Source organism: Pseudomonas piscis (assembly GCF_009380155.1).
GTDB lineage: Bacteria > Pseudomonadota > Gammaproteobacteria > Pseudomonadales > Pseudomonadaceae > Aquipseudomonas > Aquipseudomonas piscis.
Genome location: NZ_WHUV01000001.1, coordinates 39708 through 65080 on the forward strand (window position 1 = coordinate 39708; position 25373 = coordinate 65080).

Below are 25373 nucleotides of genomic sequence, written 5' to 3' on the forward strand. Positions count from 1 at the left end.
GTCATTTCAGTTCACAAGACAGGATCACCTGGCACATATGGATGTATTGTTTGTTACGCCAGACTCATCAGCCAAGGCCTATCAAGGTTTGGCCGATGTATATTCTGCAATTGAACCGCCGACATGGTCGCTGCTTCTGGCTGAATCATGTCGCAGTCTTGGGTTCTCGGCAGCAATCCTTGATTGCGATGCTTTGAGGCTGACCCTCGAGCAGGCTGTACTGAACATCGAGGCCTATCAGGCGCGCCTGGTGGTATTTGTCGTTTATGGGCAAAACCCCAATTCCGGCACTACAAGCATGATTGGAGCTCTTGAGCTAGCCAGCGCGCTCAAAGAACAGTCCTCGGCATTCAAGACCTGTTTTGTCGGCTCCCATGTCAGCGCCTTGCCCCAGGAAGTCCTGGCACATTCCTGCGTCGATATAGTTTTGCTCAATGAAGGTGTCTACGCTCTGCACTCGTTGCTCAGGAGCAACTTGGGCAATGACCTTCCCACTATCAAGGGTATTGGTTATAAGCAATCCGGCCCGGCAAATTTCCCCATGCCGATGCTCAATCCACCGGAGCGCCTGGTTCCCCAGGAGCGCATGGACATCGACCTGCCGGGATACGCGTGGGATCTGTTGCCCTATAAAGAGCGTCCCCTGGATCTGTATCGCGCACACTTCTGGCATGCAGGTTTCGACCACGGCAACCGCACACCTTTCGCTGCGATATACACATCGCTGGGCTGCAACTTCGGTTGTAACTTTTGCATGATCAACATACTCAACCGGACCGACAACTCCGATGATGTCGATGCTGCGAGTTTTCGAGGCATGCGTTTCTGGAGCCCGGCTTGGGTCATGCGCGAAATGGAGAAGCTGGCCAGACTTGGCGTGCACACTCTGCGTATTAGTGACGAAATGTTCTTTCTTAACCGCAAGTTCTACCAGCCGATTCTGGAACAGGTTATAGAGCGTGAGTTCAACTTCAATATGTGGACGTATTCACGGGTCGATACTGTCCGTCGCGACGCTCTCGAGACTTTCAAGAAGGCAGGTGTGAACTGGTTGGCGCTGGGGGTAGAGGCAGGTAACCAGGTAGTGCGCCAGGAAGTTTCGAAGGGCTCGTTCAAGGAGGTCAACATTCGGGATGTTTGCAATGGTATCCGGGACGTGGGCATCAATGTAATCAGCAACTTCATCTTCGGATTCCCCGACGACACCTTCGAAACCATGCAGGAGACGTTGAATTTAGCCGTCGAGCTGAATTGTGAGATGACCAATATGTACCCTTGCCAGGCACTGCCGGGAAGCCCTATGCACAGGATCGCTCGGGAGAACGGCTGGAAGTTGCCATCCCGATACGAGGGCTATGCCTTTTTATCCTATGAGTGCGAGCCACTGCCGACCAAGTACCTGTCGGCAGCCGATGTATTGAAATTCCGAGACGAAGCCTGGCAGCACTACTTTACCAACCCTGTATATCTGGACCTGGTCCAGGAGAAATTCGGCTTGATGCAGCGAAACAACATCGAAGAGATGACTCGCATAAGGTTGAAACGAAAACTGCTTGGGGACTAGCCAGTGATATTGACTCGCACACCATACCGAATCTCCTTTTTTGGGGGAGGTACTGATTATCCTGGGTGGTATCGAAACGAAGGGGGCGTGGTCCTTTCCACTTCGATCGACAAGTACTGCTATATCAACTGTCGTCATCTTCCGCCGTTCTTCGATCACAAGTACCGAATCGTCTATTCGGCAATCGAGAACGTGATGGACCCGAGCGAGATTCAACATCCCTCGGTGCGCGAAGTACTGCGCTACATGTGCTGCGATCAGGGCCTGGAAATTCATCACGACGGTGATTTGCCCGCACGCTCCGGATTGGGCTCAAGTTCATCGTTCACCGTCGGACTTCTACATGCCCTGAAGGCGCTCAAGGGAGAGCAGGTTTGCCATGACTCTCTGGCGAAGATGGCTATTCACGTCGAGCAGAACCTGATCAAGGAGAGTGTAGGGTCCCAGGATCAGATTGCCGCGGCTTACGGTGGTTTCAACCGTGTCGATTTCCATCGGAGCGGCGATTTCAGGGTTACGCCGATCATCCTGCCCAATGAGCGCCTGGAGCACTTGCAGGACCACTTGATGCTGTTCTTCACCGGCTTTTCCCGTATTGCCTCAGAGATCGCCAAGAGCCAGATCCAGAACATCTCGACCCGTCACAGCGAGCTGACACAAATCATGCAGATGGCGGATGAAGCGCTGTCGATATTGCAGTCTTCTGGTTCGCTTGATGACTTCGGTGCTCTGCTGCATGAGGGGTGGTGCCTGAAAAAGACCTTGTCGAATCGAATCAGCAACCCGGACCTGGACCATATCTATGAAGCGGCCCGTTCGGCTGGAGCGATTGGGGGCAAGTTGCTAGGGGCAGGCGGTGGTGGTTTCATGCTGTTCTTCGTCAAGCCTGAACTGCAGCGACAGGTTCACGAGTGCTTGCAGGATCTGATTCATGTGCCATTTCGGTTCGACAACTCGGGAAGCCGCGTGGTCCTTTATCAGCCCAACGGATTTTGAGCATGTCGCAACCTCTTTCCCAGCACGCACGGATTTATATCGCCGGGCATCGTGGCATGATCGGCTCGGCTTTCCTCAGGCAGTTCAGAGCGGCGGGTTTCAACAACCTGATTCTGCGAGAACATCGAGAACTGGAGCTGACCGATTCATTGGCCGTTGATGCCTTTTTCGCCGAGCAACGTCCGGAGGTAGTGATCCTCGCGGCAGGCAAGGTGGGAGGTATCGTTGAGAACCTGACCTACCCGGCTGATTTCATCACTTGCAATTTGGCGATCCAGAGCAACGTTATCCAGAGTGCTCACCGTTACGCTGCCAAACGTCTGCTGTTTTTCGGTTCTTCCTGCATGTACCCCCGCGAGTGCCCGCAGCCTATGGCTGAAGACGCACTGCTCAGTGGGAAGCCGGAGACTACTAGTATTGCCTACGCCGTGGCGAAGCTGGCGGGACTCCACATGTGCCTGGCTTACAACAGGCAGTATGGAGAACAGCGTTTCATTCCTGTAATCCCGAACAGCGTGTACGGCCCCAACGATAATTTCGATCCGCAATCAGGGCACGTGTTGTCGGCACTGATCAATCGCTTCCACCGCGCGGTAGGGGACGGTGATCTTGTCACGACACTCTGGGGTAGTGGTCAGCCACGACGTGAGTTTCTCCATGCTGACGATCTCGCGAACGCTTGCCATCTGTTGCTGACTACTGAGCTTTCAGATGTCGAACTCCCCATCAATATCGGTTCTGGCTACGACCTGTCGATCCGCGAACTGGCCCAGCTGATCGCTCGGGTCGTGGGTTATCAGGGCGATATCAGCTGGGATACCGGACGACCGGACGGCACCATGCGCAAGTTACTCGACAGCTCTCGTCTGGCCACCCTGGGGTGGCAACCGGGTATTGAGCTGGAAGCTGGTATCCGTCAAACCTATGCCTCTTTTCTGGAGAGCGGCCATGCATGACATCGAACCGGCATTTGCCGCGAAACTTTCGGAAAAAGCAGACTGGGTCTGGCGTGAAACCCTGAAGATTCACCAGCGCTCGCCCGAAACGCGGGTTGCGTCGTCCCTATCTCCGATCGAGCTTTTCGTGACGCTTTACTACGGAGGCTTCCTGCGCCAGAAACCGACTGAACCGCTCTGGCCTGGCCGTGACCGCTGCATCATCAGCAAAGGCCACGGTTCCCTGTGCATGTATCCGATCCTCGCCGACCTGGGATTTTTCCCAGCCACCGAGCTTGAGCGCGTTTGCATGGCAGGCAGCTTTCTGGGTGGTATCCCGGATCCGGTGATTCCGGGTTACGAGACCATCAACGGCTCATTGGGCCATGGCGTAGGTGTAGGGGCCGGCATGGCGCTGGCATTGAAACGGCTAGAGCACGATCAACGCGTCTACGTTGTCACGGGAGATGGCGAATTGCATGAAGGCTCGAACTGGGAGGCCTTCATGTTCGCTGCACAGCATCGCCTCGACAACCTTACGGTTCTGGTGGACAACAACCAGATCAGCATGCTCGGGGCCACCGACGAAATAGTTTCCCATCGTGACCTGGAGGCCAAGTTCAACGCCTTTGGCTGGCAGGCGCAGGTCGTGAATGATGGCCACTCACCGCAAGCAATCGCCAAGGCATTGAATATCAGCCGCGCCAACGACCAGGGGAAACCTCAGGCCATCATCGTCAATACGCGCAAAGGCCATCGCGTGCCGGGGCTCGAGAGTGCGCCGTTGTCGCATATCACGCCGATCGCACCAAACCTGATTGAGCAATTGCTGGGGAATGGACAATGAGTGAGATGCAGCCACAACCAAAACCACGCGCTATGCGTGATACGTTGCTCTCCTCGATCCTCGAGGCCATGGAAGGTGGCGATGTGTTTTTCGTCACCGCGGACTTTGGCTCCCCGGTGCTCGACCATATCCGCGAGCGTTACCCGCACCGCTTCGTCAACGTGGGCATCGCCGAACAGAACATGATCAACGTAGCTGCCGGCTTGGCATTGGAAGGGTTCAAGGTGTTCGCCTATGCGATTGCTCCTTTCATCACCATGCGCTGCTTCGAGCAGATCCGCGTCAACTTGGGCCTGCTGTCCACCGCGCGCCCACTCAATGTCACTTTGATCGGAGTCGGGGCCGGCTATAGCTATGTGGTCTCTGGTCCCACCCACCAGTGCTATGAAGACCTTACTCTGATGCGAAGCCTGCCGAATATGCAGGTATTCTCTCCAGCCGATCAGGTGACATCCGGCATGTTGGCTCACCAATGCCTGGAGCGGCCCGGTATCAAGTACTTGCGACTGGATGCCCAGGTGCTACCCGTTATCTATGATCAGGCACTGCCGGATTTCAGCCGGGGTTTCCATGTACATGGAGAGGATGGTGCGCTTTGCCTGATATCGACCGGCTATATGACCCAGACCGCGCTGCACGTAGCCAGCGATCTGGCAGGGCAGGGGATCAAGGTCAACGTGGTGGATCTGTTCGATCTCAGCCTGTTCGATGAACAAGCCTTGGTGGCCCTGCTTCGGCAATCCCCCGGTGTCATTTCACTGGAGGAGGGTTTCCAGGGCGCTGGCGGACTGGACGCTCTACTGTTCAACCTACTGTCCAAACACATGCCTACCAAGCCATTTCTGAATATCGGCGTAACGCCGGAATATCGATTCGAGCTAGGTGACCGGCAAACCCTACATGAGCAGGTGGGGATCGGCCGACAGGCGGTCACCCAGAAAATCCAGGACTTCTACCAATCACTTTGACTACGGAGCATCCGTTGACGATGAAATACCCTCTGATGCGTAACAACATCTTGCGCGAGGACCTGGATGCGGTGATCGAACACCTGCGCCAGGATGACCCCAAGCTGACCCACGGTGAGAACGTCAGAGCCTTCGAACAAGAATGGTCGAAATGGCTTGGAGTCGAGTACAGCGTATTTGTGAACTCCGGCGCTTCGGCGAACCTGCTCACCATGGCTTTGCTCAAGCTCCGCTACCCGGAGGGCGGTGAAGTGGTGGTACCAACCCTGACCTGGGTTTCCGATATTGCCAGCGTGCTGCAGAACGGCTTCACTCCAGTCTTCGTCGACATCGATCCACGTACGCTGTCGATGGCACCGGACCAGATCCTGAGCAAGCTGAATGAGCGTACCCGTGCCGTATTCCTCACCCACGTGCAAGGATTCGACGGAATCGATGATGAGGTGATGCAGGAGCTGGAGCGCCGTGGCATTCCGCTGATCGAGGATGTGTGTGAATCACATGGTGCCGAACATAACGGTCGCCGCCTGGGTAGCCTGGGCTGGGTGTCCAACTTCTCCTTCTACTATGCCCACCACATGAGCACTATCGAAGGCGGGATGATCTGTACCAATGATCCACTGGTCTATCAGCAGGCACGCATGCTGCGTTCCCATGGCATGGTGCGTGAGTCCGATGATCCTGAGTTCCGCTCCCAATATCAGCAGGCGAACCCCGAGCTGAATCCGGACTTCATCTTTGCCTTCCCTGCATTCAATACCCGCAATACGGAAATCGGCGGCATCCTCGGACGCATGCAGCTCAAGCGACTGTCCGCCAACGTTGAGCGTCGGACGCAGAACCTCCAGCGCTTCCTCAGCCGTATCGACCCCAAGAAGTACCGGACCGACTTCAAGCTGGAAGGCTCAAGTAACTATGCGTTCAACCTTATCCTGCGTGAGCCTGATGATGAGCTAGTACAGAAGCTAATGGCTCACATGAAAGAGGGCGGCATCGAGTTTCGCAGAGGTAGCGCCGGCGGCGGCAACCAAGTGCGTCAGCCTTACCTCAAGGGCATCGTGCCGGAAGGCTTCCATCGCGAGTTTCCAGAGACGGAGCACGTCCATTTCTATGGGTTCTATATCGGCAACTTCCCCGACTTGCGGGACGAGGAAATCGATGACCTGTGCCACTTCCTCAATAGCGTGTAACTCATGGCAGTCACCACAGCAGTGATTCTGGCTGGTGGCCTGGGGACACGCTTGCGCAGTGTGGTGTCGGAGGTACCCAAGCCAATGGCTCCCATTCAAGGCCGCCCGTTCCTCGAATGGCTGATGGACTATTGGATCGGCCAGGGCATCAGCCGTTTCATCCTGTCGGTCGGCTACCTGGGGCACTCCATCAGTGAACACTTCGGCAATACCTATCGTACGGCCGAAGTGGATTACGCGATCGAGCATGAGCGTCTTGGGACCGGCGGTGGCCTGCTGCTAGCGACATCGAAGCTGAGGGATGAAGAAGCATTCCTGGTTCTCAATGGCGATACCTTCTTCGCCGTGCAATTGGCAGCCCTGGATAGTTTTGCCAGGCAAGAGAACTCTGACTGGACCTTATCGCTGTTTCGAGCTGCCGAGGCGAACCGCTACATGGGACTCGAGCTGGACGATGAGCGGCGCATCAGATCATTGGCCTCACAGCGTGGGGTACCAGGTTGCCTAGCCAATGGTGGCGTCTACTGGGTGCGTCGCAGCAGCCTAGCCCGCCTTCCATTCGCGCAGGGCACAGCGCTATCGCTGGAGGATGAGTTGCTACCGGAACTACTGGATTGTCGCGCAACGCTAAAAGGCTTTGCCGCCGATGGTGCATTCATCGATATCGGCATTCCCGAGGACTATCACCGCGCCTCGAGCGTGCTGACAGGTATTTGATAGGGCGATGGGTCGGCCTGAATCCCAGGCCGGCTTCATCTTGCTCTGACATGTTTCATGTACAGGAGAAGGACACAGACGATGGGCTACAACATTCTTGTAACTGGCGGTGCAGGCTATTTGGGGTCGACGCTGGTGCCAGCTTTGCTGGATGCAGGGCATAACGTCACCGTGGTGGACAACTTCCTGTTCAAGCAGGCGAGCTTGAACCATGTGTGCCACGCACCGAACTTTTCCGTGGTGAAGGGCGATATTCGCCTGGAAAGCGTAATGAAGCCACTGCTGAGCAAAGCAGATGTGGTCATTCCACTGGCTGCGCTGGTTGGTGCTCCGATGTGCAACGCCGATCCGGTTGGTGCTTCGAGCATCAATCACGATGCAATTGCCATGATGCTTCGCCTCTTGTCTCCTGAACAGGTGGTGCTGATGCCGACTACCAATAGCGCCTATGGAACAGGGGATGCAGAAAACTTCTGCAACGAGGAATCGCCGTTGCGGCCAATCTCGCAATATGCCAAGGAGAAGGTCGAGGTTGAAAAGCTATTGATGGAGCGTGAAAACGCTATCAGCTTCCGCTTGGCCACTGTTTTCGGCATGTCGCCACGGATGCGCACCGATCTTTTGGTCAACGATTTCACTTATCGCGCGGTCCATGATCGTTTCGTGGTGCTGTTCGAGAGCGGCTTCAAGCGTAACTACATCCATGTGCGCGATGTGGCGCGAGTTTTCCTGCACGGCCTGGAGAACTTCTCGTCCATGGCAGGGCAGATATATAACGTCGGTCTTTCGGACGCAAACATCTCCAAGCGTGAACTGTGCGAGCGTATCCAGCTGCAGATACCAGACTTCGTATTTATCGATGCCCCAGTCGGCAAAGACCTGGATCAGCGTAACTATGTGGTATCCAATGCCAAGCTGGAGGCCACTGGCTACCTGCCGACCATGTCTCTTGATGACGGCATCCGCGATTTGATCAAAGGTTTTACAATGATCAAGAATATGGTCTACGGCAACGTTTGACATACTCCGCAGCCTCGACAAAGGAAGGATTTACCTTTGGTTAGCCACCTCTCGGCGAAGCAACTGTTGCGCAATATCCTCCGCCATCGCTCCATGATTCAAGCCTTGGCTATGCGAGAGTTGCAGAGCCGCTATATCGGAACTCTGGGCGGAATGCTGTGGGCGGTTGCCCATCCGCTGGCGATTGTTGTGGTGTTCTACTTTGTCTTCGCGGTTGGCTTCAGGGCACAGGCTCCCGTAGATACACCCTTCATTCTGTGGTTTGTCTGCGGGTTGGTGCCCTGGTTCTTCTTCAGCGAGATTCTGCAATCCATAACCCATTCGATCACCAGTAATACCCACTTGGTGAAGAAGACCGTCTTCCCTACGGAAATACTTCCGCTAGTTCACCTGGTATCGGGCTTGATCCCTCACGTGATTTTTCTAGCGGTCCTGTTGGTCGTGATGCTGCTCTACAAAGTGCCGCTGTTGCCTGAGCGCCTGCTGTTCGTCTACTTCCTGCTTTGCACCTGCGCTTTGCTGCTGGGGTTGGGTTGGATGCTGGCGGCGTTACAGGTTTTTTATCGGGACATAGGCCAAGCTTTAACGATCTTGATCAATCTCTGGTTCTGGAGCACTCCTATCGTCTGGTCGCCGCAGATCATGCCGCCTGCCATAGCCGAATGGATGGTCTACAACCCGATGAACTACATCGTGCAGGGCTACCGGGGCACGCTGATCTTCCCGACAGTTACCTGGCCACCACTGGATCAGACGTTGGTCTTCTGGAGCTTCACGCTTGTTGTGTTGTTCTTGGGAGCCTTTATCTTTCGTCGATTGAAGCCGGAATTTGCGGATGTCCTCTAATAGCATGGCAAACGATACAGTGATTTCCGTGCAGCACGTATCAAAGAAGTTTCGACTGTTTTCCTCGGCACGGGAGCGTTTGATAGAAGGGCTTCACCCACTACGCAAGCAGTACCACAAGGAGTTCTGGGCTCTCCAGGATGTTTCCTTTGATGTGAGCAAAGGCGAGTTGATTGCCGTGCTTGGGCGCAACGGCTCGGGCAAGTCCACGTTATTGCAGATCATCTGCGAAGTGATGCAAGCCACCAAGGGCAGTGTTTCGGTAAACGGCAAGATATCTGCGTTGTTGGAGCTGGGTGCAGGTTTCAACCCTGAGTTCACGGGGCGGGAGAACGTCATTCTCAACGGATCGATCATGGGCTTCAGTCGCCGTGAAATGGAGGCGAAGATGCCTTCTATCGAAGCGTTCGCGGAGATTGGCGAACACTTCGATCAGCCAGTGAAGACCTATTCATCGGGTATGTTCGTACGGGTGGCTTTTGCTGCAGCGATACATGTGGAGCCTGAAATCCTGATCGTCGATGAAGCATTGAGCGTCGGCGATGCGAAGTTCCAACATCGTTGCTTTCAGCGTATTCGAGAGTTCGTGGATCAGGGGAAGACCATCCTGTTCGTCTCCCACAGCATCGACACGGTATTGCGCCTATGCCATCGCGGGCTGGTAATTGAACAAGGGCGGGTATCTTTCGATGGACCGATAGTTGCTGCCGTCAATCATTACCAGAACCTACTGTCTGGAAAAGTGGCACTGTCACATGAAGATGAAGATGAAGACGAGAACGGTACGTCCCCTGATGAACAGGTATTGGAGGCCGGAGGAAGTGTACCGTCGCTTTTGCTTGATGGTGGAACGAGCGATGTAATTCGCAATAAACCTACCTATAACGCTCATGAAGTCCGATTGGGAAGTGGCGAAGTACAGATCATCGATTTCGAGATATTAGCAAACGGTAAAAAAGATCCGATCACCATTCCCACAGGGCAGACGATTGAACTGCTAATCAAGATTCTTTTTCACAAGAAACTCGAAAATGTTTCCGCTGGCCTGGCAATCGTCTCCCTCGATGGAACCTACGTATTCGGCACCAATATGCTGATGCTTGAAGCTCCTCTGCTTTCCGCCGAGGAGGGGGAGTGTCGGGTTGTGAAGTTCTCTCTACATACCGGTTTGGTTGGGGCTGAGTACTTCCTGGATCTCGGCTGCACTCAGGCGACCCCCGAGGAGGACCGTTATCTGGACGTAAGGCGATCCCTGGCGTGTCTCACATTCGCCCGCACTCCAGGTATCGTAGGTTTCGCTGACATGCAGGTCAGGCATGAGGTTCTATGAGCCTCGTGCTCCCCTGAAGAGTTTTCACGACAGCCACTTCCTTTCAAGCAGCGCCCAGTACTCGATCAGGTCCGCAGGGAAACCGTGCTCGTCGGTGAAGTTAGCCTGCATGGTTTGATATCGCTCGTGGGCGATAGCATATGAATCAGGCCAGTTGCTCAGCAGCTCGCCTAAACGCTGCGGCAGTTGCGCCTCATCCAACTGAAAACAACAGTGCGATATAGCCGACGTATCCCGGCTGCCAATCGATACAGTTGCCCGCCCACAGCGTAATGCCGCGATGATTCGCATCAATGACAACCAGCGCCAATCAGGTCGCTGGGGAATGTTCAGCACAATTCGTGCTGTCGTATTCAGCTGATCGCGACCTTTGCGAGGCAGGAAATGCGTCGTGTGCGTCAACGAATGGCTCGCCGAGAGATTGGTTAGTATCTGTTTGCGAAAAGCGGTCAACGCACCAGTAAAAACAAAATCATATTGAGGGGCGTTGATGTCAGGTTCCACGCGCGCTAAAGACGGAAAGGGCAGTGCACGAACCGGTATGCCCGGGAACATCCTCTCGGATCCAATCAACTGCGGAAGGTCTCCCAGAACCCACAATGCCCGTAGGCAAGGCAAGCAGTCCATGAGGTTCTTGATACGTGCCACCTGGGTGACAGGGTGCATGTAGTCGTTGTCGTTCCATAACGGTTCACCGTGAATGAACAGCTCCCCGCCCTGTAGATCCAAGTGCTCGGTCATGATGAGCGCAACTCTTTTTCCTGTGCGTTCACAGAAATCGATCAGCGTCTGGCTGGTGGCTTCGGAAAAGTTCTCGATCACGACATTCAAGGCATCGAGTCTCGGTTTCCTGCTCATCGAAACACGATAGCCATGCTGTTGCATGATCAGGAAAAAGAACTCTACCTGGTCACTGATACCTGCCAGTGGATGGTTGTAGACCCATAGATGGATATGCGGCAGTTTCTTTCCGTTGCTCATCGTGTGCTCTCTAAGATCGCAGCCTTGACGGTATCGACAGATAGACCCGAATGCGTACAACTGTAAAACCCCGCATGAACTCGGGCGATGTCAAAGTCTCCCTCCGACTCCGGTATTGCATAGAAGACATTGGCATAGCGAACGAGATTGAAGCCCCCTATCCCTTTCTCCAGCAGTTCCGTGTCATCTCCCCCCGGGAGTTCCTCTACCTGCCGCAACAGGTCTTTGAGACTACTTCCTACCAGACATGGATCGTACTTTCCGGCCTGGGCATACATAGGGATGAACTCACCTGCCGCGGGCGAAACACCATAGAACATGTGCCCATGCCGAATGATATTTAGCCCCTTGACGTTTTCGGCGATCAATTCGATATCCACCGACATAGCAGCTCTCTTCTGCTGCTCGATCACTACCTTGCCAGGCGTTATCAAACGCTTTGCCCGTCGCAGCAACTGCAGCGACACCGAGGCGGCAGAAAACAACCAGGGGAAAGGCATCAACGCTTTAGCCACGTAAGCGACCAGGCGACTGGGTTGGCGACTGGTGAACTCGGCATGTGGTGCTGCCAGGTAGCATCCACTCAAGCCCTTTATGCTACCGGCGAAGCTCAGCGACGGTGCCTCTTCGTCGATGTACTCCGCAACGGGTGACCAGTGATGCAATGCGGTAGATCCATCGACAGGGGTGAAGATCAAGCAGCCGCCCAGTTCAGTAACGCGGCCGCTACCAGCATCGAGCCGCATGACAGGTTGAGTTGCGCTAGTGAAGAGGCGCGACCAATCCTTGTTGCCTGCAAGGCATCGATTCAACTCAGGCCACTCGTGAGCATCTATGCCGTTCTTGTTAAAAGACGGCGACTCTTGGTAGCAGCGTTGAACCTGTCCCCAGAAGTCCTGGCTGAAACTTGGGCCCGAGAACGAGTCACGTGCCTTGGATAAGGCGGCATGCTGCAGCGAGAGATATTCCTCGGGATGGCTCAACAACCTTCCTATCCGGTCAACCAGTTGTTCAACCAGGTCATCCTCCAGCTCAATGTTGCGCTGGAAGCAGTTGAACATGAGCCCTGTTTCTGCATCGTGTAGCCAGTTAGCGGCACGTATGCCGCGAAGTACCACACCGTCGAGGTTATCCGTCACGTAGCGATCCGTTCCGACTGTGTCTGAAACGATAGGGATAGCACCTGCGGCCATGGCCGACATTATTGATACCGAATGCAAGGACATACTTGGCAAGAACAGAAAGTGAGAAGCTTGCATCAATGAATCGAGCTCAGACTCACTGAGATAGCTCTCTATCCATATGACGCTCTTACCCTCATGCCTGCGTAACCACTCCAGATCGACTCCATATTCAGCAAGTTCGAGGTCGGCAGGTCGGGCGCAGCGCATGATGAGGCGCCCCTCGCCCGGCTCAGGGAAGAGCCGCTGCCAATAACGCAAGGCAATATGGCCGCCACGCAGGGAGAAATTCCTGGGATTCTGGTTCGCCGAGTTGACGAATAGAAAGATCGGCGCTTGCAGATCACTTTTCTCCAGGTGTTCGGGTATCGACTCGCTGCCATACAGGCCAATTCGGGATGCATGGAGTTTCTTGTCAATGGTGGGCGACGAAAAGAAGCGGCTGATTTCGTCTAGAGTTTGTGGAATATGGGAGAAGATCCCCAAGCACAACGGGTGTTCAAAAATAGCGCTGTAGTGCTCACGCACTCTCTGCACTTCCAGCGAAGCGAACCCCTCGCTACCTTGATGCGCCAGCGGAAAGAATATGGGAGCGAAGGCCTCGCAGTGAAAAACGAACGGACGCTGGAAGCTGGGAAATGGAGCCGTATGGTGGAACTCGATATCCCCGGGCAGCAAGCGTGTCAGGCTGAAGTTAGATATTCCGAAGTGTCTGAAATACCCCTTTTCTACTGGATCGGACATCAACGGCGGTGCCGCGGAGTCTTTTGCCAACTCACCCAATAGTCGAGTTCTGAACGACTCCTCGCCACGGAGCTTCTGGGATAACTCAATGTTGTCCCAGGTGCTTACACTCACCCATTCCGGCCTTGACTCGAACAATGCGCGATACAGGGGATGAAAACCATTTAACGGTATGTAGTGAGTCAAGCTCCACGGTGCTGCAACTGACAACTGAGCGTTCATTCCTTTCTCCGCAACGAGTGCGCCCTACGCCTTGGTCATTAATAGCTTTCACTAGTGGCCAAGCGACCTTTGAGTCCAAGACAATTACGATTTGATTGCTATCCGCAGCAATTATCGAGCGCGAAGGCTCATTCTTTTCCTACCTTTTGGTACAAGCTCGACAGACTGTTGGAGTACAGGACGTTTTCCACACCATACAAGCTCTGCAGAACATGCGCCCCCAGCCTTACGTCGATCTCCCCGAGTGACTTCCTGAGTGAAAAGTACTCGTTTTCCCAACCAAAGAAGTTCCAGGTCGGATCCTCCCCGATCAGTACTGGTGGATAAAGCCTGATCTCGATGGTTTCAGCTTCAGAGACAGAATCGAATTGGCTGATGGTCTGCTCCAGCACCCGCTCCATGATCAGCGCCATCGGCATCTCGGTGCGGTAGCGCTCGAAAGCCAATTCGGCTTTTTTGTTCCATCCGGACTCCAAGATGTGCAGCGCATGTTCGTGGAACGGGATCGCTTCGGGGCAGATGCCTGCAATATCTCCTTGTCGAGTAGCGACGGGGACATACTCGGCAGCTACCGCCCGCTTCGCCATCATCAACCGTCCCAGACGCGTAGGAGAGGGTATCGGCCACTTGTCGGACTGTTTGAAGTTGAGGCCGACACGGCTATTGTTGATCAATTCCGCGATGCCTGAAGGAGAGAGCAGGTTACGAGGCCAGACTACTTTCGCATGCATCTGCAGTTGTTTAACCACCTTCTCCCGGTAGGGTGTTCTCAAGCCGAAGAAGCAGAAGTCGATATTTGGACTCTTGTTCAAGCTCGCCGGGACAAGCCGCTGCGAAAATCCAAGCTCGATGAAGGCCGTGGGGCAGAACTGCGAGTAGAACGGTACTGAACTTTCTATCATCGTCCAGATGAATTTCGCATGCCGGGCCACTTCGGAAAATGTGTTGAAGCGATTCGTCCACTGTTGATCGCTTCGCCAGTTGAAGCCATGCCCATCCGGTAACTCGGTCGCGATTATTCCGTATTCGATCCCGGAACGAAGCAGCTCTTCGATCATCCCAGGCTCGAAATACTCCCAGAACAGATTGATGGCAGACCGTTCCATGCTGGTTTCGGAGAACGTCACCTTGTGGCCGAGATCAAGCAAACCAGCCTCGAACCAGTCCGCCATATCGGTCAGCGTCGATCTACCTATCTTGTTGTGATTGGCGGTGCAAAAGTGGAACCAGGCCATGCCGCTTTCCTAAAAACTTGAATGGATCCGTGCTGTGTCGTGGGATCAACTGGACGACTTGGTGTTTCCTCCATTTCTGACTACGAACCGCAATAGCCCGTGGGCAGCGGAGTGGCGGAGCGTGAACCACACCCACAGATATGTCCGCCAGCGAAGAGGCAAGCCGAAATCGAGAAAGGTCCGCTTGAAGTAGAAGAACAATGAGCTCCGCCCCGGCAAACGAGGTTCATCGACCGCTGAGGTAGTTGAAACAGGTTCCTGTGGTCGTCCCTGAAGAGCATTGAGGAGTCGTTTTGCAGAGTCACGCCTGGAATTGCTCAACTGGATGAACACGGAGTCATCCTGAAAGCGACCTCGCGTCTTGTACGTCTCGTCGTAGGTAGCTTTGCCGGTTCGATAATGAAGATGCTCGAAAACCACATCATTCAAGTAGATGAAACGATCAAAACCTTGATGTTGCAGGCGTTTGAAAATATCGAAGAGGTGAACATCGATAAAGGCACCTGCATAGGCTGCTGGATAAGGGTCGACCAGCAGATCACAGGTTTTGCGTGAAAGTATCGGAAACGTTGCCAAGCCGCCTTTTTTTAGCAGGTCGTTGCAATAGCCAAGATAGATACGATCGGCAAAACGATCATGCATCGTACGCAGTTCACGATCCCAGCCAGTGGTACGCATCACCATGTCATCGTTGACCAGGACAATGATCTGCCCTTTGGAGGCCCGGTAGCATTGCGTGTTGTATGTGCCCATCGACTGTCGGGGCCCGATGATACATCGGGTATGCAAAGAGCCACCGTCTAGATGATGGCTCTCTACGTCATCGTCATCCACGTACAGGATCACTTCAATCAAATTAGGGGCTTCAGCGGTATCAATAATGCTTTTGAATAAACGCTTGACCAGTTCCGGTCGGCCTCGTGTCGGCAACAATAGTGAAATTAGAAGGGTTTCAGAAATAGCCGGTTTTGATTCTGGGATCGATGCATTCTTGGTAATGGGTAGCCTGGTCTCCACTTAATAACCCCTAGTAAGAGCTGCCGGCCAAAAGCAGACGATGGACTTTCAATTCATGAGGATTCAACGCGGCTCTGACTTTCAGCTCACGTTGCTCCGGACACCTATACCACAATCATTCGGACAGATAGTCGCGGCGCAGAGTCTTATTGTCAGTGCGAGGCAGAGTGTCGTCAATTTCTTAGCCTTGAGGTAGACGCTGATCAGCCGCGAATCTGGCAGTCGATGATGGACTTGGCTCGTGTTGGATTCCTGGCCAATTGAGGCTGCCCTATGCCGATAGACAATTCCAGGTCTCAAGGACGGTGTGCTCAGCCATTAGGGAAAAGTCCGCTTGTGGGCTGGGAAGTGCCTGTCGTAGCAGGCTTGAACCGGTCGATTCTCTAGGAAAAACACGCCCTCGCTGGCCAAGCGATCTGATCAGCTCCCTGGTGCGTGAGTCATACCTGACCCAGGCTGGACGCGAAATCGGCATGACTTCCGGACAAGGACCTCACCGTCAAACTTGCGAGTCTGTCGCTGACCCCTATCCCTGGGCCAGGGGCCCCCTGCGAGCCCTGCCAAAAGACCTGCTTGAGTGGCGCAGGATCGACTTACGCCGGGTTTTCGAAAAAACTAGGCAGCTTCACAGCTGTTGGCGCCCTGGCCTGCTCCGAGGTCGATACTTTTATCCAGCGGATGGAAAACCAATGAAGCTTCGCCTGATTCATGGATGGATAATCGTGCTGATCCTGGTTGTCCTGGGGCTGGGGACACTGACGCCGGTGTTGTCCAATGGCCTGTTGCTGCTGATGGATCGAGACAACTTCATTCCGGCGGAGTCCTCGATCTGGACCTTTGAACCGACCCTGATCAACCAGGGCTCTTCTTCCTATTGGTTGTACGGGGAGGATAGGCAGTACTACTTCTACTTTTCCTACGCTGAAGACCAGCCGTATAGGCTGATCGCCAAAAACAACCGGTGCCCGGGATTCCATCGGCACGATGTGCAGACCTGGTGCGCCCCCTGACGCCATGGCGGTGGATTATGCTGCTGGCTCGTGGCGCCCGTCGGTTGGGCGCCGTCATTCGAGATAGGCCATGGACAGATTTCAGGAAATGCAGGTGTTCGTCTGTGTCGCCCAGGAGCAGGGGTTCGCTGCCGCGGCGCGGCGCCTGAACCTGTCGGCGGCCAGCGTCACCCGGGCCGTGGCGGCCCTGGAGCAACGCATCGGCACCCAGTTGCTGGTGCGTACCACGCGCAACGTGCACCTGAGCGAAGCCGGGCAACGCTACCTGGAGGATTGCCGACGCATTCTCGCCGAGGTCCAGGATGCCGAGGCTTCGGCTGCCGGCATCCATGCCCAGCCCCGGGGCCAACTGAGCCTGACTGCGCCGGTGCTGTTCGGCGAACTCTTCGTCACCCCGCTGCTGGTGCGCTACCTGCAACGTTATCCACAGGTCAGCGTCAACGCCCTGTTGGTGGATCGGATGGCCAACATGGTGGACGAGGGCATCGACGTGGCAGTGCGCATCGGCGAGCTGCCGGACAGCGGCCAGCACAGTATCCGCGTCGGTGAGGTACGCCGGGTGATCTGCGCCTCTGCGGCATTCCTGGCCAACCATGGCCGACCGCAGCACCCCGAAGACTTGCGCCAGGCGCCGGTGATCGCTCCGTCTTCCATTGGCCAGGCGCGCAACTGGCAGTTCAACGTCGCCGGCCGCGCCTTGAGCATTCGCCCCGAGCCTCGCTTGCTGGTGAGCGCCAGCCAGGCCGCCATCACCGCCGCCAGCCTGGGGCTGGGCCTGACCCGGGTGCTGTCCTATCAAGTGGCCGACAAGGTCGCGGCAGGGCAGCTGGAAATCGTCCTCGAGGCCTTCGAGCAGCCTCCCTTGCCCATCCATGTGGTGTACCAGGGTGGGCGCAAGGCGCCGGCGCGGGTGCGCAGCTTCGTCGATTTCGCGGTACAGGCCCTGCGCGAGCATCCATCGCTCAATCCTTGAGCAAGATTGTTTCAGTCGATGAAATGATGGTTTGTGATTTCTGGTGATTCTGTTGTTTTTGCCCTGGCAGGAAGATAGCCCCTCCAGCGCGGCGCTTCGACCGTGCACCTGCCTGTGGAGTCGTCCATGTCCCAGCCCGCCATCAAGTTCTACAACTTTCCCCGCTCCGGCCATGCCCACCGTGTCGAGCTGATGCTGTCCCTGTTGGAGTTACCGGTCGAAACGATTTTCGTCGACCTGGCCAAGGGTGCCCACAAGCAGCCCGAGTTCCTGGCCCTCAACGCCTTTGGCCAGGTGCCGGTCATCGACGACCAGGGCGTGGTGATCGCCGATTCCAACGCAATCCTGGTGTACCTGGCGCAGCGCTATGGCGATGGCCGCTGGCTGCCCACCGATCCAGTGGGAGCGGCGCAGGTGCAGCGCTGGTTGTCGGTGGCCGCGGGGCCGATCGCTTTCGGGCCGGCGGCGGCACGCTTGATCACCGTATTCGGTGCAACCTTCAACCCCGAGGAAGTCATCGCCCGCGCCCATGCCCTGCTCAAGGTCATGGATCAGGAACTGGCCGGCAGGCCGTTCCTGGTCGGCCAGCAGGCGACCATCGCCGATGTCGCCGGCTACAGCTACATCGCCCACGCGCCGGAGGGCAACGTGTCGCTGGCCGACTACCCCCACGTTCGTGCCTGGCTGGAGCGCATCGAAGCCCTGCCGGGTTTCGTCGCCATGCCATCCACGGCGGCGGGCCTGAAAAGCGCTTGAGGCGCCCCGAGGGAGGTTTGCATGAGCACCCAGTCGCCCTGGCACGCCGGTGAACGGCAGTTGCAGGCCCAGGCCGGGGTGGCCGAGCGCATGGAAGCCTTCGGAGCCAAGGTCATCCGCCAGGCCATGCCCGACCAGCATCGGCAGTTCTACCAACAGCTGCCGTTCATCCTGGTGGGCGCGGTGGATGCCGACGGCAGCCCGTGGGCGAGCATTCTCGAAGGGCCCCCCGGTTTTGCCCGGGCCCCGCAGGACACCCGGCTACGTCTGGACAGCCTGCCGGCCAGCGATGACCCGTTGCAGTTGCACGAGGGAGCAGCGCTGGGCCTGTTGGGGATCGAGTTGCATACCCGGCGGCGTAACCGCCTCAACGGGCAGATCGCCACCCTCGACGCCCAGGGGTTCGAGGTGAGGGTGCAGCAGTCCTTCGGCAACTGCCCGCAGTACATCCAGCTGCGCGAGCTGCAACAGGTGCCCCTGGGCGACCCCGCCAGACGCCCGGCCCAGCATCACCGGGGCCTGGACGATGCGGCGCGGGCATTGATCGCTGCCGCCGACACCTTCTTCGTCGCCAGCTACGTGGATTTGGAAGGCCAGCGTTCGGTGGATGTATCCCACCGTGGCGGCCAGGCCGGTTTCGTCCGGGTCGAGGGCGATTGCCTGACCATCCCGGATTTCGCCGGCAACCTGCATTTCAACACCCTGGGCAACCTGCTGCTCAACCCTCGGGCCGGCCTGTTGTTCATCGATTTCCACAGCGGCGAGCTGCTGCAACTCACCGGCTCCACCCAGATCATCCTCGACGGTCCACTGGTCAGTGCCTTCCAGGGGGCCGAGCGGCTGTGGCGGGTCCAGGTGGAGCGCATGGTGCGGCGCCCGGCGGCCTTGTCCCAGCGTGGGCCGTTGCGCGGAGTGTCCCCCAACAGCCTGCTGACCGGCTCCTGGCTCGAGGCCGAGGCGCGCCTGCGGGCCCAGGCCCTGGGCAAGCAATGGCGGCCGCTGCGGGTGGTGCGGATCGAGGATGAAAGCCACAGCATCCGTTCGTTCTACCTGGAACCGGCGGACGGCGCGGGCTTACCGTCTTTCCTGCCCGGCCAGCACCTGCCGTTGCGGATCGGGCTCGACCCACAGCCGCTGATCCGCACCTACAGCCTGTCCTGCGCCCCGTCCGACGGGTTCTTGCGCATCAGCGTCAAGCGCGAGGGGCGGGTGTCCAGCTACCTGCACGATGAGGTCGAGGTGGGCGACCTGCTGCACGCCAGGGCGCCCCAGGGCCAGTTCAGCATCGACCCCCACGGGCTGCGACCACTGGTACTGCTGGCGGCCGGGGTGGGTATCACGCCCTTGCTGTCGATGCTACGCGAGGTGGTCTACCAAGGCCTGCGTACCCGGCGCATGCGCCCCACCTGGTTGTTCCTGGGCTCGCGTACTCTTGCCGAACAGCCCTTTGCCGGGGAGCTGCGAACCCTCGGTGAGCAAGCCGGGGAGGCGCTGCAGGTACTGCGCCTGCTTAGCCAGCCCGAGGCGACGGCACAGCCGGGCGTGACCTTCGATCGGCAGGGGCGGATCGACACCCGGCTGGTGCTGGAGCATCTGCAACTGGATGACTACGACGCCGTGGATTTCGTGCTGTGTGGTCCCGGTGCCTTCACCCAGGCGTTGTACGACCAGTTGCGGGACCTGGATATCGACGATCGGCAGATCCATGCCGAGACCTTCGGTCCCTCGACCCTGCGTCGGCGGCCCGATGCCCAGGCCGTGCCGTTGCAGCAGCCGGCGGCGGCCACGAGCACGGTGCCGGTGCGCTTTGAGCGTTCTGGCCTGGTACATCACTGGCAACCCGCTGGCGGCAGCCTGCTGCAACTGGCGGAACGCGCCGGCCTGCACCCGGAATTCAGTTGCCGGGGTGGTTCTTGCGGCACCTGCCAGACCCGCCTGCTCAGTGGCCAGGTCAATTATCCACAGCCCCCGGCGCAGTTGCCGGAAGCCGGGCAGGTGCTGATCTGCTGCGCGGTTCCCGCTGCTGTGGATAACTCATCTTCACCCCTGGTGCTGGATCTGTAGAACGAAGAAAAAAATCCTTCCCGACGATTGCCGCCAACCCGCCCCCTGCGTAGGCTGACGCGAATTTTCTCGCCGCTGCCGCATGCTGCGGGTGGCGGTTGCCGGGCCTATCGACCCGGCGATGTTCCAGGGTTTTCAGCGTTAAAGGGAATCAACGATCCATGCTCCCCCGGGTTCTGCTCCGTCTCTGCGCCGTGCTCCTTTGCGGGCTGTCGCTCAGCGCCTGTCGTCAGGAGCAGGCGCCCGCGCTGGATCAACAGCTGTACATCTGGCAACGCCAGTGGACCCCGGCCCACGCTGCGGCCCTGGCAGGGTCCCGGGCAGACTTTTCCACAGTCCGGGTGCTGGCCTTGCAGGCTTTTCCACAGGCTGGCTGGAGTCGGGCGCGGATCGATGCCGATATGTTGCGCCAGGATGGCCGACGGCTGATCGCGGTGGTTCGCCTCGATGGGCAATTGCCAGCGCTGGACCAGGACGAAATCCTCGCCCAGGTCCAGCAACTGCTGGCCGATTGGCAAGGGCAGGGTCTGATCCTGGCCGGCCTGGAGATCGATCACGATGCCGCCACCGCGCGGCTGCCGGGTTATGCCGCGTTGCTGGCGCGCTTGCGGGCCCGGTTACCGGCGTCCCTGGCCCTGAGCATCACCGCGCTTCCGGCCTGGCTTGGCAGCTCTGAATTGCCGAGGCTGCTGGCCCAGGTCGATGGCAGCGTGCTCCAGGTGCATGCGGTGAGCGACCCGCGCAAGGGCCTGTTCGACCCCGGGCAAGCCGAGCAATGGGCCCGACGCTGGGCGCAGGTCACCGACAAACCCTTCTACCTGGCTCTACCCGCCTATGGCGTGGCCCTGCTGGCAGGCGGCGAGGGCGCGCCGCTGGTGGAGAGCGAGGCGCCCATCGCCCAGCGCGGCGAACGTCGCGAACTGATGGCCGACCCCGAACAACTGAGCCTGCTGGCCAAGACCCTGCGCAACGATCCGCCGGCGCACCTGGCCGGCTTGATCTGGTTTCGCCTGCCGCTCAAGGGCGATGTCCGGGCCTGGAGCCTGGACACCCTGAAGGCGGTGGCCCGGGGCGAGGTATTGGCCAGCCGGCTGGACATCGGCCTGACTGAGCAGGATGGCTTGTTCGACATTCGCTTGAGCAACTCGGGCAACCTCGATCGTCTCCTGCCTGAACAACTGTCCCTGGCCGTTGCCCAATGCGACGGATTCGACGGGCTGGGTGGCTATACCGCCCAGTTGCGCGACGGCCAGCTGCTACTGACCCGCCAGCAGACCGGCCGCCTGGCGGCAGGTGGCACCCGGGCCGTGGGTTGGGCCCGCTGTACGAAAATTGACCAAGGAGCTGTGCATGTTCGTCCCTAGATCTCGCCACCTGTTGTGCCTGAGTCTGTTCCTGCCCCTGGCTCCGGCCCTGGCGTGCGGGCCGACTTTCCCCATGCGCCTGCTTGCGGACCGTCCGCAAACCCTGGCGGAACTGCCCGAAGGCAGCTTCAAGTTCGAGATCAGCCGCCTGGGCCAGGCCGTTGCCGGGCTCAAGCCGGTGGCCAAGGACGCCTTCAACTCCGACTACAGCCTGCCCGAGAGCTACGAGGTGCAGCAGCGTAACTGGGCGGAACAACAGGGGTTGGACGAGGCGCAGCGGACCCTGGTCGGCCAGTTGCGCAAGCTCGACGACGGCCGCGCCGCCGAGCAGCAGGGCGCCAGCTTGCCGGCCGAGATCCGCCTCTATACCGCCGGTGCGGTGGCTTTCAATGCCGGGGACAGCCAACTGGCCGCGGAGTATTTCCGCAAGGTGCTGGAGCTGCCGACTCAACAGCGCGCATTGCGCAGTACCTGGGCCGCCTATTCCCTGGGCCGGGCCTTGAGGTCCATCCATGCAGAAGCCAACGAACTGGACGAGCAGGGCCGGCGCGAGACCTTGCAGGCGGCGCGCCAGGCATTCATCCAGGCGCGCCAGCTGAGCGTCGACGGCTTCAGCGACCCGCTGGAACTGGGCATCGCCAGCCTCGGCGAAGAGGCCCGGATCCTCAAGGACCAGGGGGACTGGAGCCAGGCCATCGACCTGTATGCCAGCCAGAGCCTGCAGGGCTCGGAGGTTGGCTACAGCTCCCTGAAACAAGTGGTGAACGAGCTGGGCAGCCTGCCGGACGAGCAGTTGCTGGAGCAACTCAAGAAGCCTGCGGTGGCGCGCCTGCTCACCGCTTCGCTGGTGTCCCACCAGGGCTGGTCCTTTGGCGAAAAGCCGGACTCCGAGCGCAACCTGATCAAGCTCTTGAGCCAGGGCACCGCCGGCAGTTTCGACAATGCCGACCGGCTGGCGGCGCTGAATTACCAGAATGGCGATTTCGCCACCACCAAGCTCTTGCTCGAGCACGCTGGCGATGGCGGCCTTGCCTGGTGGCTGCGGGCCAAGATGGCCGTGCGCGACGGCGACAAGGTGGCCGCCGCGGCCGCCTACGCCAAGGCCTCCGCGGCCTTCCCCCGGGATGAGAACTGGGGCTTTCGCGGCGACTACGATGGCAACTACGAAGACCTCAAGCCGGGCTGCCGGGTAGAAGGCGAAAGCGCCGTGCTGGCCCTGGAGCGTGGCGACTACGTACAGGCGTTCGAGCTGCTCTACCGCAGTGGCGAGATCTACTGGCACGACGCGGCGACCGTGGCGGAGCGGGTGTTGACCGTGGATGAACTCAAGCGTTTCGTCGACGCCCAGGTCCCGGCGCCGCCACCGACGCCCAAGCAGGCGGACGACTACTACGAGCATTTGCCGATCGCCGCGCAGCTACGCGAGCTGCTGGGACGGCGCCTGCTACGCGAAGGCCGTTACCAGGAAGGCTGGGGCTATTTCGACAGTCCCGAGCGCCAGGCCATCGCCAAGGCCTACGGCGAGTATCGCGAGCGGGCCGAGTCGGCCTGGCTGCCTACCCGCCGTGCCGAGGCCTACTACCAGGCCGGCCAGTTGGCGCGGACCTCGGGCATGGAGATCCTTGGCTACGAGATGGGGCCGGATTACCACAGCCTCTGGGGCAGCTATAACCTGGAGATCCCACCGGTGCAGGCCGGGCCTTTCCTCAGCGCCGACGAAGTGCAGCGCCAGCAGGCCAGTACCGCCGATCCTGATGTGCGCTATCACTATCGCTACGTGGCCGGGGAACTGGGCAACCGCGCGGCGGATTACCTGCCGCATACCAGCCAGGCCTTCGCTGCGGTGCTGTGCAAGGCTGCGCGCTGGACCCGGGGCTCGGACCTGGAGATCGACTACTACAAGCGCTACGTGGAGCACGGGCCGTTCGTGGAGTGGGCCGGCAACTTCGGCATGAACTGCCAGGAGCCGGACTTCGGCAGCGCCAACAAGCGCTATGTGACCCAGTGGATCGACGCCACCCGCTCCAGCCTCGGGCAGCACAAGCTGGCCAGCGCCGGTGGCGCGGCGCTCCTGCTGCTGGGCGGCGCCTACCTGATCCGCCGCCGGAAGGCATAGCCGCCAGATCGGGTCGTACGGCTTGCCTGATGCCCGATGGCCAAATCAGGCTTGCTGGACGAAGGTCAGGCGCAGGGCGAAGCCGATCAGCAGGCTGCCGAACAGCCATTGCTGCAGGCGTTGCGCCGAAGGGCTGCGTTGCATCCAGCGACCCAGCCCGGCGCCGGCCAGGGCGTAGCAGCAGTCGAACAGCCCACCGACGCCCACCAGCAACACGCCCAGGGTAATGAACTGTGGCGCCACCGCCCCGGCCTGGGGATCGACGAACTGCGGCAACAGCACCGAGCAGAACAGCAGGGCCTTGGGGTTCAGCAGGTTGGTCAGCACTCCGCGCTGGATCGCCTGGCGCCAGCGCAAGGGCGTGGCCGCCGCGCCGCTGCCGTCCAGCGCGGGCAGCAGGTTGCTCCTCAGGCACTGGATCCCGATCCACAGCAGGTAGGCCGCACCGGCCAGGCGCACCACGTCGAAGGTCCAGGGCGCGGCCTTGAACAGCGCCGCCAACCCCAGGGCCGCCAGGGCCACATGGCAGCCCCGGGAGATGGCCAGGCCCAGGGCCGTGGCCAATGCCTGGGCCTTGCCCTGGCGGGCGCCGGTCTGCAACAGCAGGATCATGTCGGGCCCGGGCAGCAGGTAGACCACCGCCAGGGCCAGGAAAAACATCCACAGTTGCGCCACCTTGCACCCCCATTCGTTGTCGAGTCGGTGCCCACAGTTTAGGGCTGGAGGGCAGGGCAGGTGCTTGCGTAATCAGCCAGCAAAGAAGCAGAAGTTGGCATAATCTTCCAGGATTAAGCCAAGGGACCAGCCGAATATGCCAAACATTAAACTCGACGCCTACGACCGCAAGATCCTCGCCGCCCTGCAGCGCGACGGCCGCCTGAGCAATGTGCAACTGGCGGAGGAGATCGGCCTGTCGCCATCGCCCTGCCTGCGCCGGGTACGGATGCTGGAGGAGGCCGGGGTGATCCGCGGCTACCAGGCGGTCCTGGCCCGGGATGAAGTGGGGCTTGGGCTGACGGTGTTCGTCGGGGTCAAGGTCGAGCGGCACAACGATGCGGAAGCCGAAGCCTTCCGCCAGGCGGTGTTGCAGTTGCCGGAGGTGATCTCGGCATTCCTGGTATCCGGCGAGTCGGACTTCCTGCTGCAAGTGGTGGTGCCCGACCTGCGGGGTTACGACCGCTTTCTTACCGGCCATCTGCTGAAGATCCCGGGGGTCAGCGATATCCGCAGCAACTTCGCGATCCACACGGTGAAGACCCCAGGCCCCTTGCCGCTGGGCCATCTGCCGGGCTGACCT

22 protein-coding genes are annotated in these 25373 nt (G+C 58.6%); 17 read left to right on the top strand and 5 right to left on the bottom strand.

The window, feature by feature from the left end; genetic code table 11:
* Positions 1 to 37 precede the first annotated feature (37 nt).
* The 10 genes from GDH07_RS00175 (at position 38) to GDH07_RS00220 (ending at position 10413) form a co-directional block, all read left to right on the top strand.
* Positions 38 to 1564 carry a B12-binding domain-containing radical SAM protein gene (locus tag GDH07_RS00175; protein ID WP_152896430.1) on the top strand — a complete coding sequence of 509 codons (1527 nt, stop codon included), beginning with the start codon at positions 38 to 40 and terminating at the stop codon, positions 1562 to 1564.
* A gap of 87 nt (positions 1565 to 1651) precedes the next feature.
* Complete coding sequence (locus tag GDH07_RS00180) at positions 1652 to 2560, top strand: GHMP family kinase ATP-binding protein (RefSeq protein ID WP_343038046.1); 909 nt, start codon at positions 1652 to 1654, stop codon at positions 2558 to 2560.
* 2 nt (positions 2561 to 2562) lie between these two features.
* Positions 2563 to 3516 (top strand): GDP-L-fucose synthase family protein, encoded by a 954-nt coding sequence (locus GDH07_RS00185; protein WP_152896431.1) that lies wholly within the window; start codon positions 2563 to 2565, stop codon positions 3514 to 3516.
* Positions 3509 to 4342 (top strand): transketolase, encoded by an 834-nt coding sequence (locus tag GDH07_RS00190; RefSeq protein ID WP_152896432.1) that lies wholly within the window; start codon positions 3509 to 3511, stop codon positions 4340 to 4342. Before GDH07_RS00185 ends, GDH07_RS00190 begins: the two co-directional genes overlap by 8 nt.
* Positions 4339 to 5310 carry a transketolase family protein gene (locus tag GDH07_RS00195; protein ID WP_218584723.1) on the top strand — a complete coding sequence of 324 codons (972 nt, stop codon included), beginning with the start codon at positions 4339 to 4341 and terminating at the stop codon, positions 5308 to 5310. Before GDH07_RS00190 ends, GDH07_RS00195 begins: the two co-directional genes overlap by 4 nt.
* Positions 5311 to 5345: 35 nt before the next feature.
* Positions 5346 to 6500, top strand: a complete 1155-nt coding sequence (locus GDH07_RS00200; RefSeq protein WP_152896433.1) for a DegT/DnrJ/EryC1/StrS family aminotransferase — start codon at positions 5346 to 5348, stop codon at positions 6498 to 6500.
* Between the two features lie 3 nt (positions 6501 to 6503).
* A complete protein-coding gene (locus GDH07_RS00205; protein ID WP_152896434.1) occupies positions 6504 to 7217 on the top strand; it encodes a sugar phosphate nucleotidyltransferase in 714 nt (237 codons plus the stop codon).
* Positions 7218 to 7298: 81 nt separating this feature from the next.
* Complete coding sequence (locus GDH07_RS00210; RefSeq protein ID WP_152896435.1) at positions 7299 to 8237, top strand: NAD-dependent epimerase/dehydratase family protein; 939 nt, start codon at positions 7299 to 7301, stop codon at positions 8235 to 8237.
* 36 nt (positions 8238 to 8273) lie between these two features.
* Positions 8274 to 9083 carry an ABC transporter permease gene (locus GDH07_RS00215; protein WP_152896436.1) on the top strand — a complete coding sequence of 270 codons (810 nt, stop codon included), beginning with the start codon at positions 8274 to 8276 and terminating at the stop codon, positions 9081 to 9083.
* Positions 9073 to 10413, top strand: a complete 1341-nt coding sequence (locus GDH07_RS00220; RefSeq protein ID WP_152896437.1) for an ABC transporter ATP-binding protein — start codon at positions 9073 to 9075, stop codon at positions 10411 to 10413. The genes GDH07_RS00215 and GDH07_RS00220 overlap by 11 nt, the downstream gene beginning before the upstream one ends.
* A 24-nt stretch (positions 10414 to 10437) precedes the next feature.
* Here GDH07_RS00220 and GDH07_RS00225 read toward each other — a convergent pair whose 3' ends face one another.
* From GDH07_RS00225 to GDH07_RS00240, 4 genes are all read right to left on the bottom strand, one after another.
* Positions 10438 to 11394, bottom strand: coding sequence for a hypothetical protein (locus GDH07_RS00225; protein WP_152896438.1), 957 nt, complete (start codon positions 11392 to 11394; stop codon positions 10438 to 10440).
* On the bottom strand, positions 11391 to 13541 hold the full coding sequence (locus tag GDH07_RS00230; RefSeq protein WP_152896439.1) for a glycosyltransferase family protein: 2151 nt from the start codon (positions 13539 to 13541) through the stop codon (positions 11391 to 11393). Before GDH07_RS00230 ends, GDH07_RS00225 begins: the two co-directional genes overlap by 4 nt.
* A 128-nt stretch (positions 13542 to 13669) precedes the next feature.
* The gene (locus tag GDH07_RS00235) at positions 13670 to 14776 is read right to left on the bottom strand and encodes a CgeB family protein (protein WP_152896440.1); all 1107 of its coding nucleotides are present in this window, start codon (positions 14774 to 14776) and stop codon (positions 13670 to 13672) included.
* A 45-nt stretch (positions 14777 to 14821) separates the two neighbouring features.
* A complete protein-coding gene (locus GDH07_RS00240; protein ID WP_152896441.1) occupies positions 14822 to 15793 on the bottom strand; it encodes a hypothetical protein in 972 nt (323 codons plus the stop codon).
* A 689-nt stretch (positions 15794 to 16482) separates the two neighbouring features.
* On the opposite strand from GDH07_RS00240, the gene GDH07_RS00245 reads away from it, so the two are divergent.
* The 6 genes from GDH07_RS00245 to GDH07_RS00270 all read left to right on the top strand — a co-directional run bounded on the left by GDH07_RS00245 (position 16483) and on the right by GDH07_RS00270 (position 24076).
* The gene (locus GDH07_RS00245; protein ID WP_022641983.1) at positions 16483 to 16803 is read left to right on the top strand and encodes a hypothetical protein; all 321 of its coding nucleotides are present in this window, start codon (positions 16483 to 16485) and stop codon (positions 16801 to 16803) included.
* A gap of 70 nt (positions 16804 to 16873) precedes the next feature.
* The gene (locus GDH07_RS00250; protein ID WP_053137766.1) at positions 16874 to 17776 is read left to right on the top strand and encodes a LysR family transcriptional regulator; all 903 of its coding nucleotides are present in this window, start codon (positions 16874 to 16876) and stop codon (positions 17774 to 17776) included.
* A gap of 126 nt (positions 17777 to 17902) precedes the next feature.
* A complete protein-coding gene (locus GDH07_RS00255; protein ID WP_152896442.1) occupies positions 17903 to 18532 on the top strand; it encodes a glutathione S-transferase family protein in 630 nt (209 codons plus the stop codon).
* Positions 18533 to 18553: 21 nt separating this feature from the next.
* The gene (locus GDH07_RS00260; RefSeq protein ID WP_152896443.1) at positions 18554 to 20596 is read left to right on the top strand and encodes a pyridoxamine 5'-phosphate oxidase family protein; all 2043 of its coding nucleotides are present in this window, start codon (positions 18554 to 18556) and stop codon (positions 20594 to 20596) included.
* A 161-nt stretch (positions 20597 to 20757) separates the two neighbouring features.
* On the top strand, positions 20758 to 21960 hold the full coding sequence (locus GDH07_RS00265) for a DUF3142 domain-containing protein (protein WP_152896444.1): 1203 nt from the start codon (positions 20758 to 20760) through the stop codon (positions 21958 to 21960).
* Positions 21947 to 24076: a hypothetical protein gene (locus tag GDH07_RS00270; protein ID WP_152896445.1), complete on the top strand. Its 2130-nt coding sequence runs from the start codon at positions 21947 to 21949 to the stop codon at positions 24074 to 24076. The genes GDH07_RS00265 and GDH07_RS00270 overlap by 14 nt, the downstream gene beginning before the upstream one ends.
* A gap of 45 nt (positions 24077 to 24121) precedes the next feature.
* On the opposite strand, the gene GDH07_RS00275 is transcribed toward GDH07_RS00270, so the two are convergent.
* Positions 24122 to 24751 (bottom strand): LysE family translocator, encoded by a 630-nt coding sequence (locus tag GDH07_RS00275; RefSeq protein ID WP_031320755.1) that lies wholly within the window; start codon positions 24749 to 24751, stop codon positions 24122 to 24124.
* A gap of 145 nt (positions 24752 to 24896) precedes the next feature.
* Here GDH07_RS00275 and GDH07_RS00280 point away from each other — a divergent pair, with 145 nt between their 5' ends.
* Positions 24897 to 25370: an Lrp/AsnC family transcriptional regulator gene (locus GDH07_RS00280; protein WP_031320754.1), complete on the top strand. Its 474-nt coding sequence runs from the start codon at positions 24897 to 24899 to the stop codon at positions 25368 to 25370.
* Positions 25371 to 25373 lie beyond the last annotated feature (3 nt).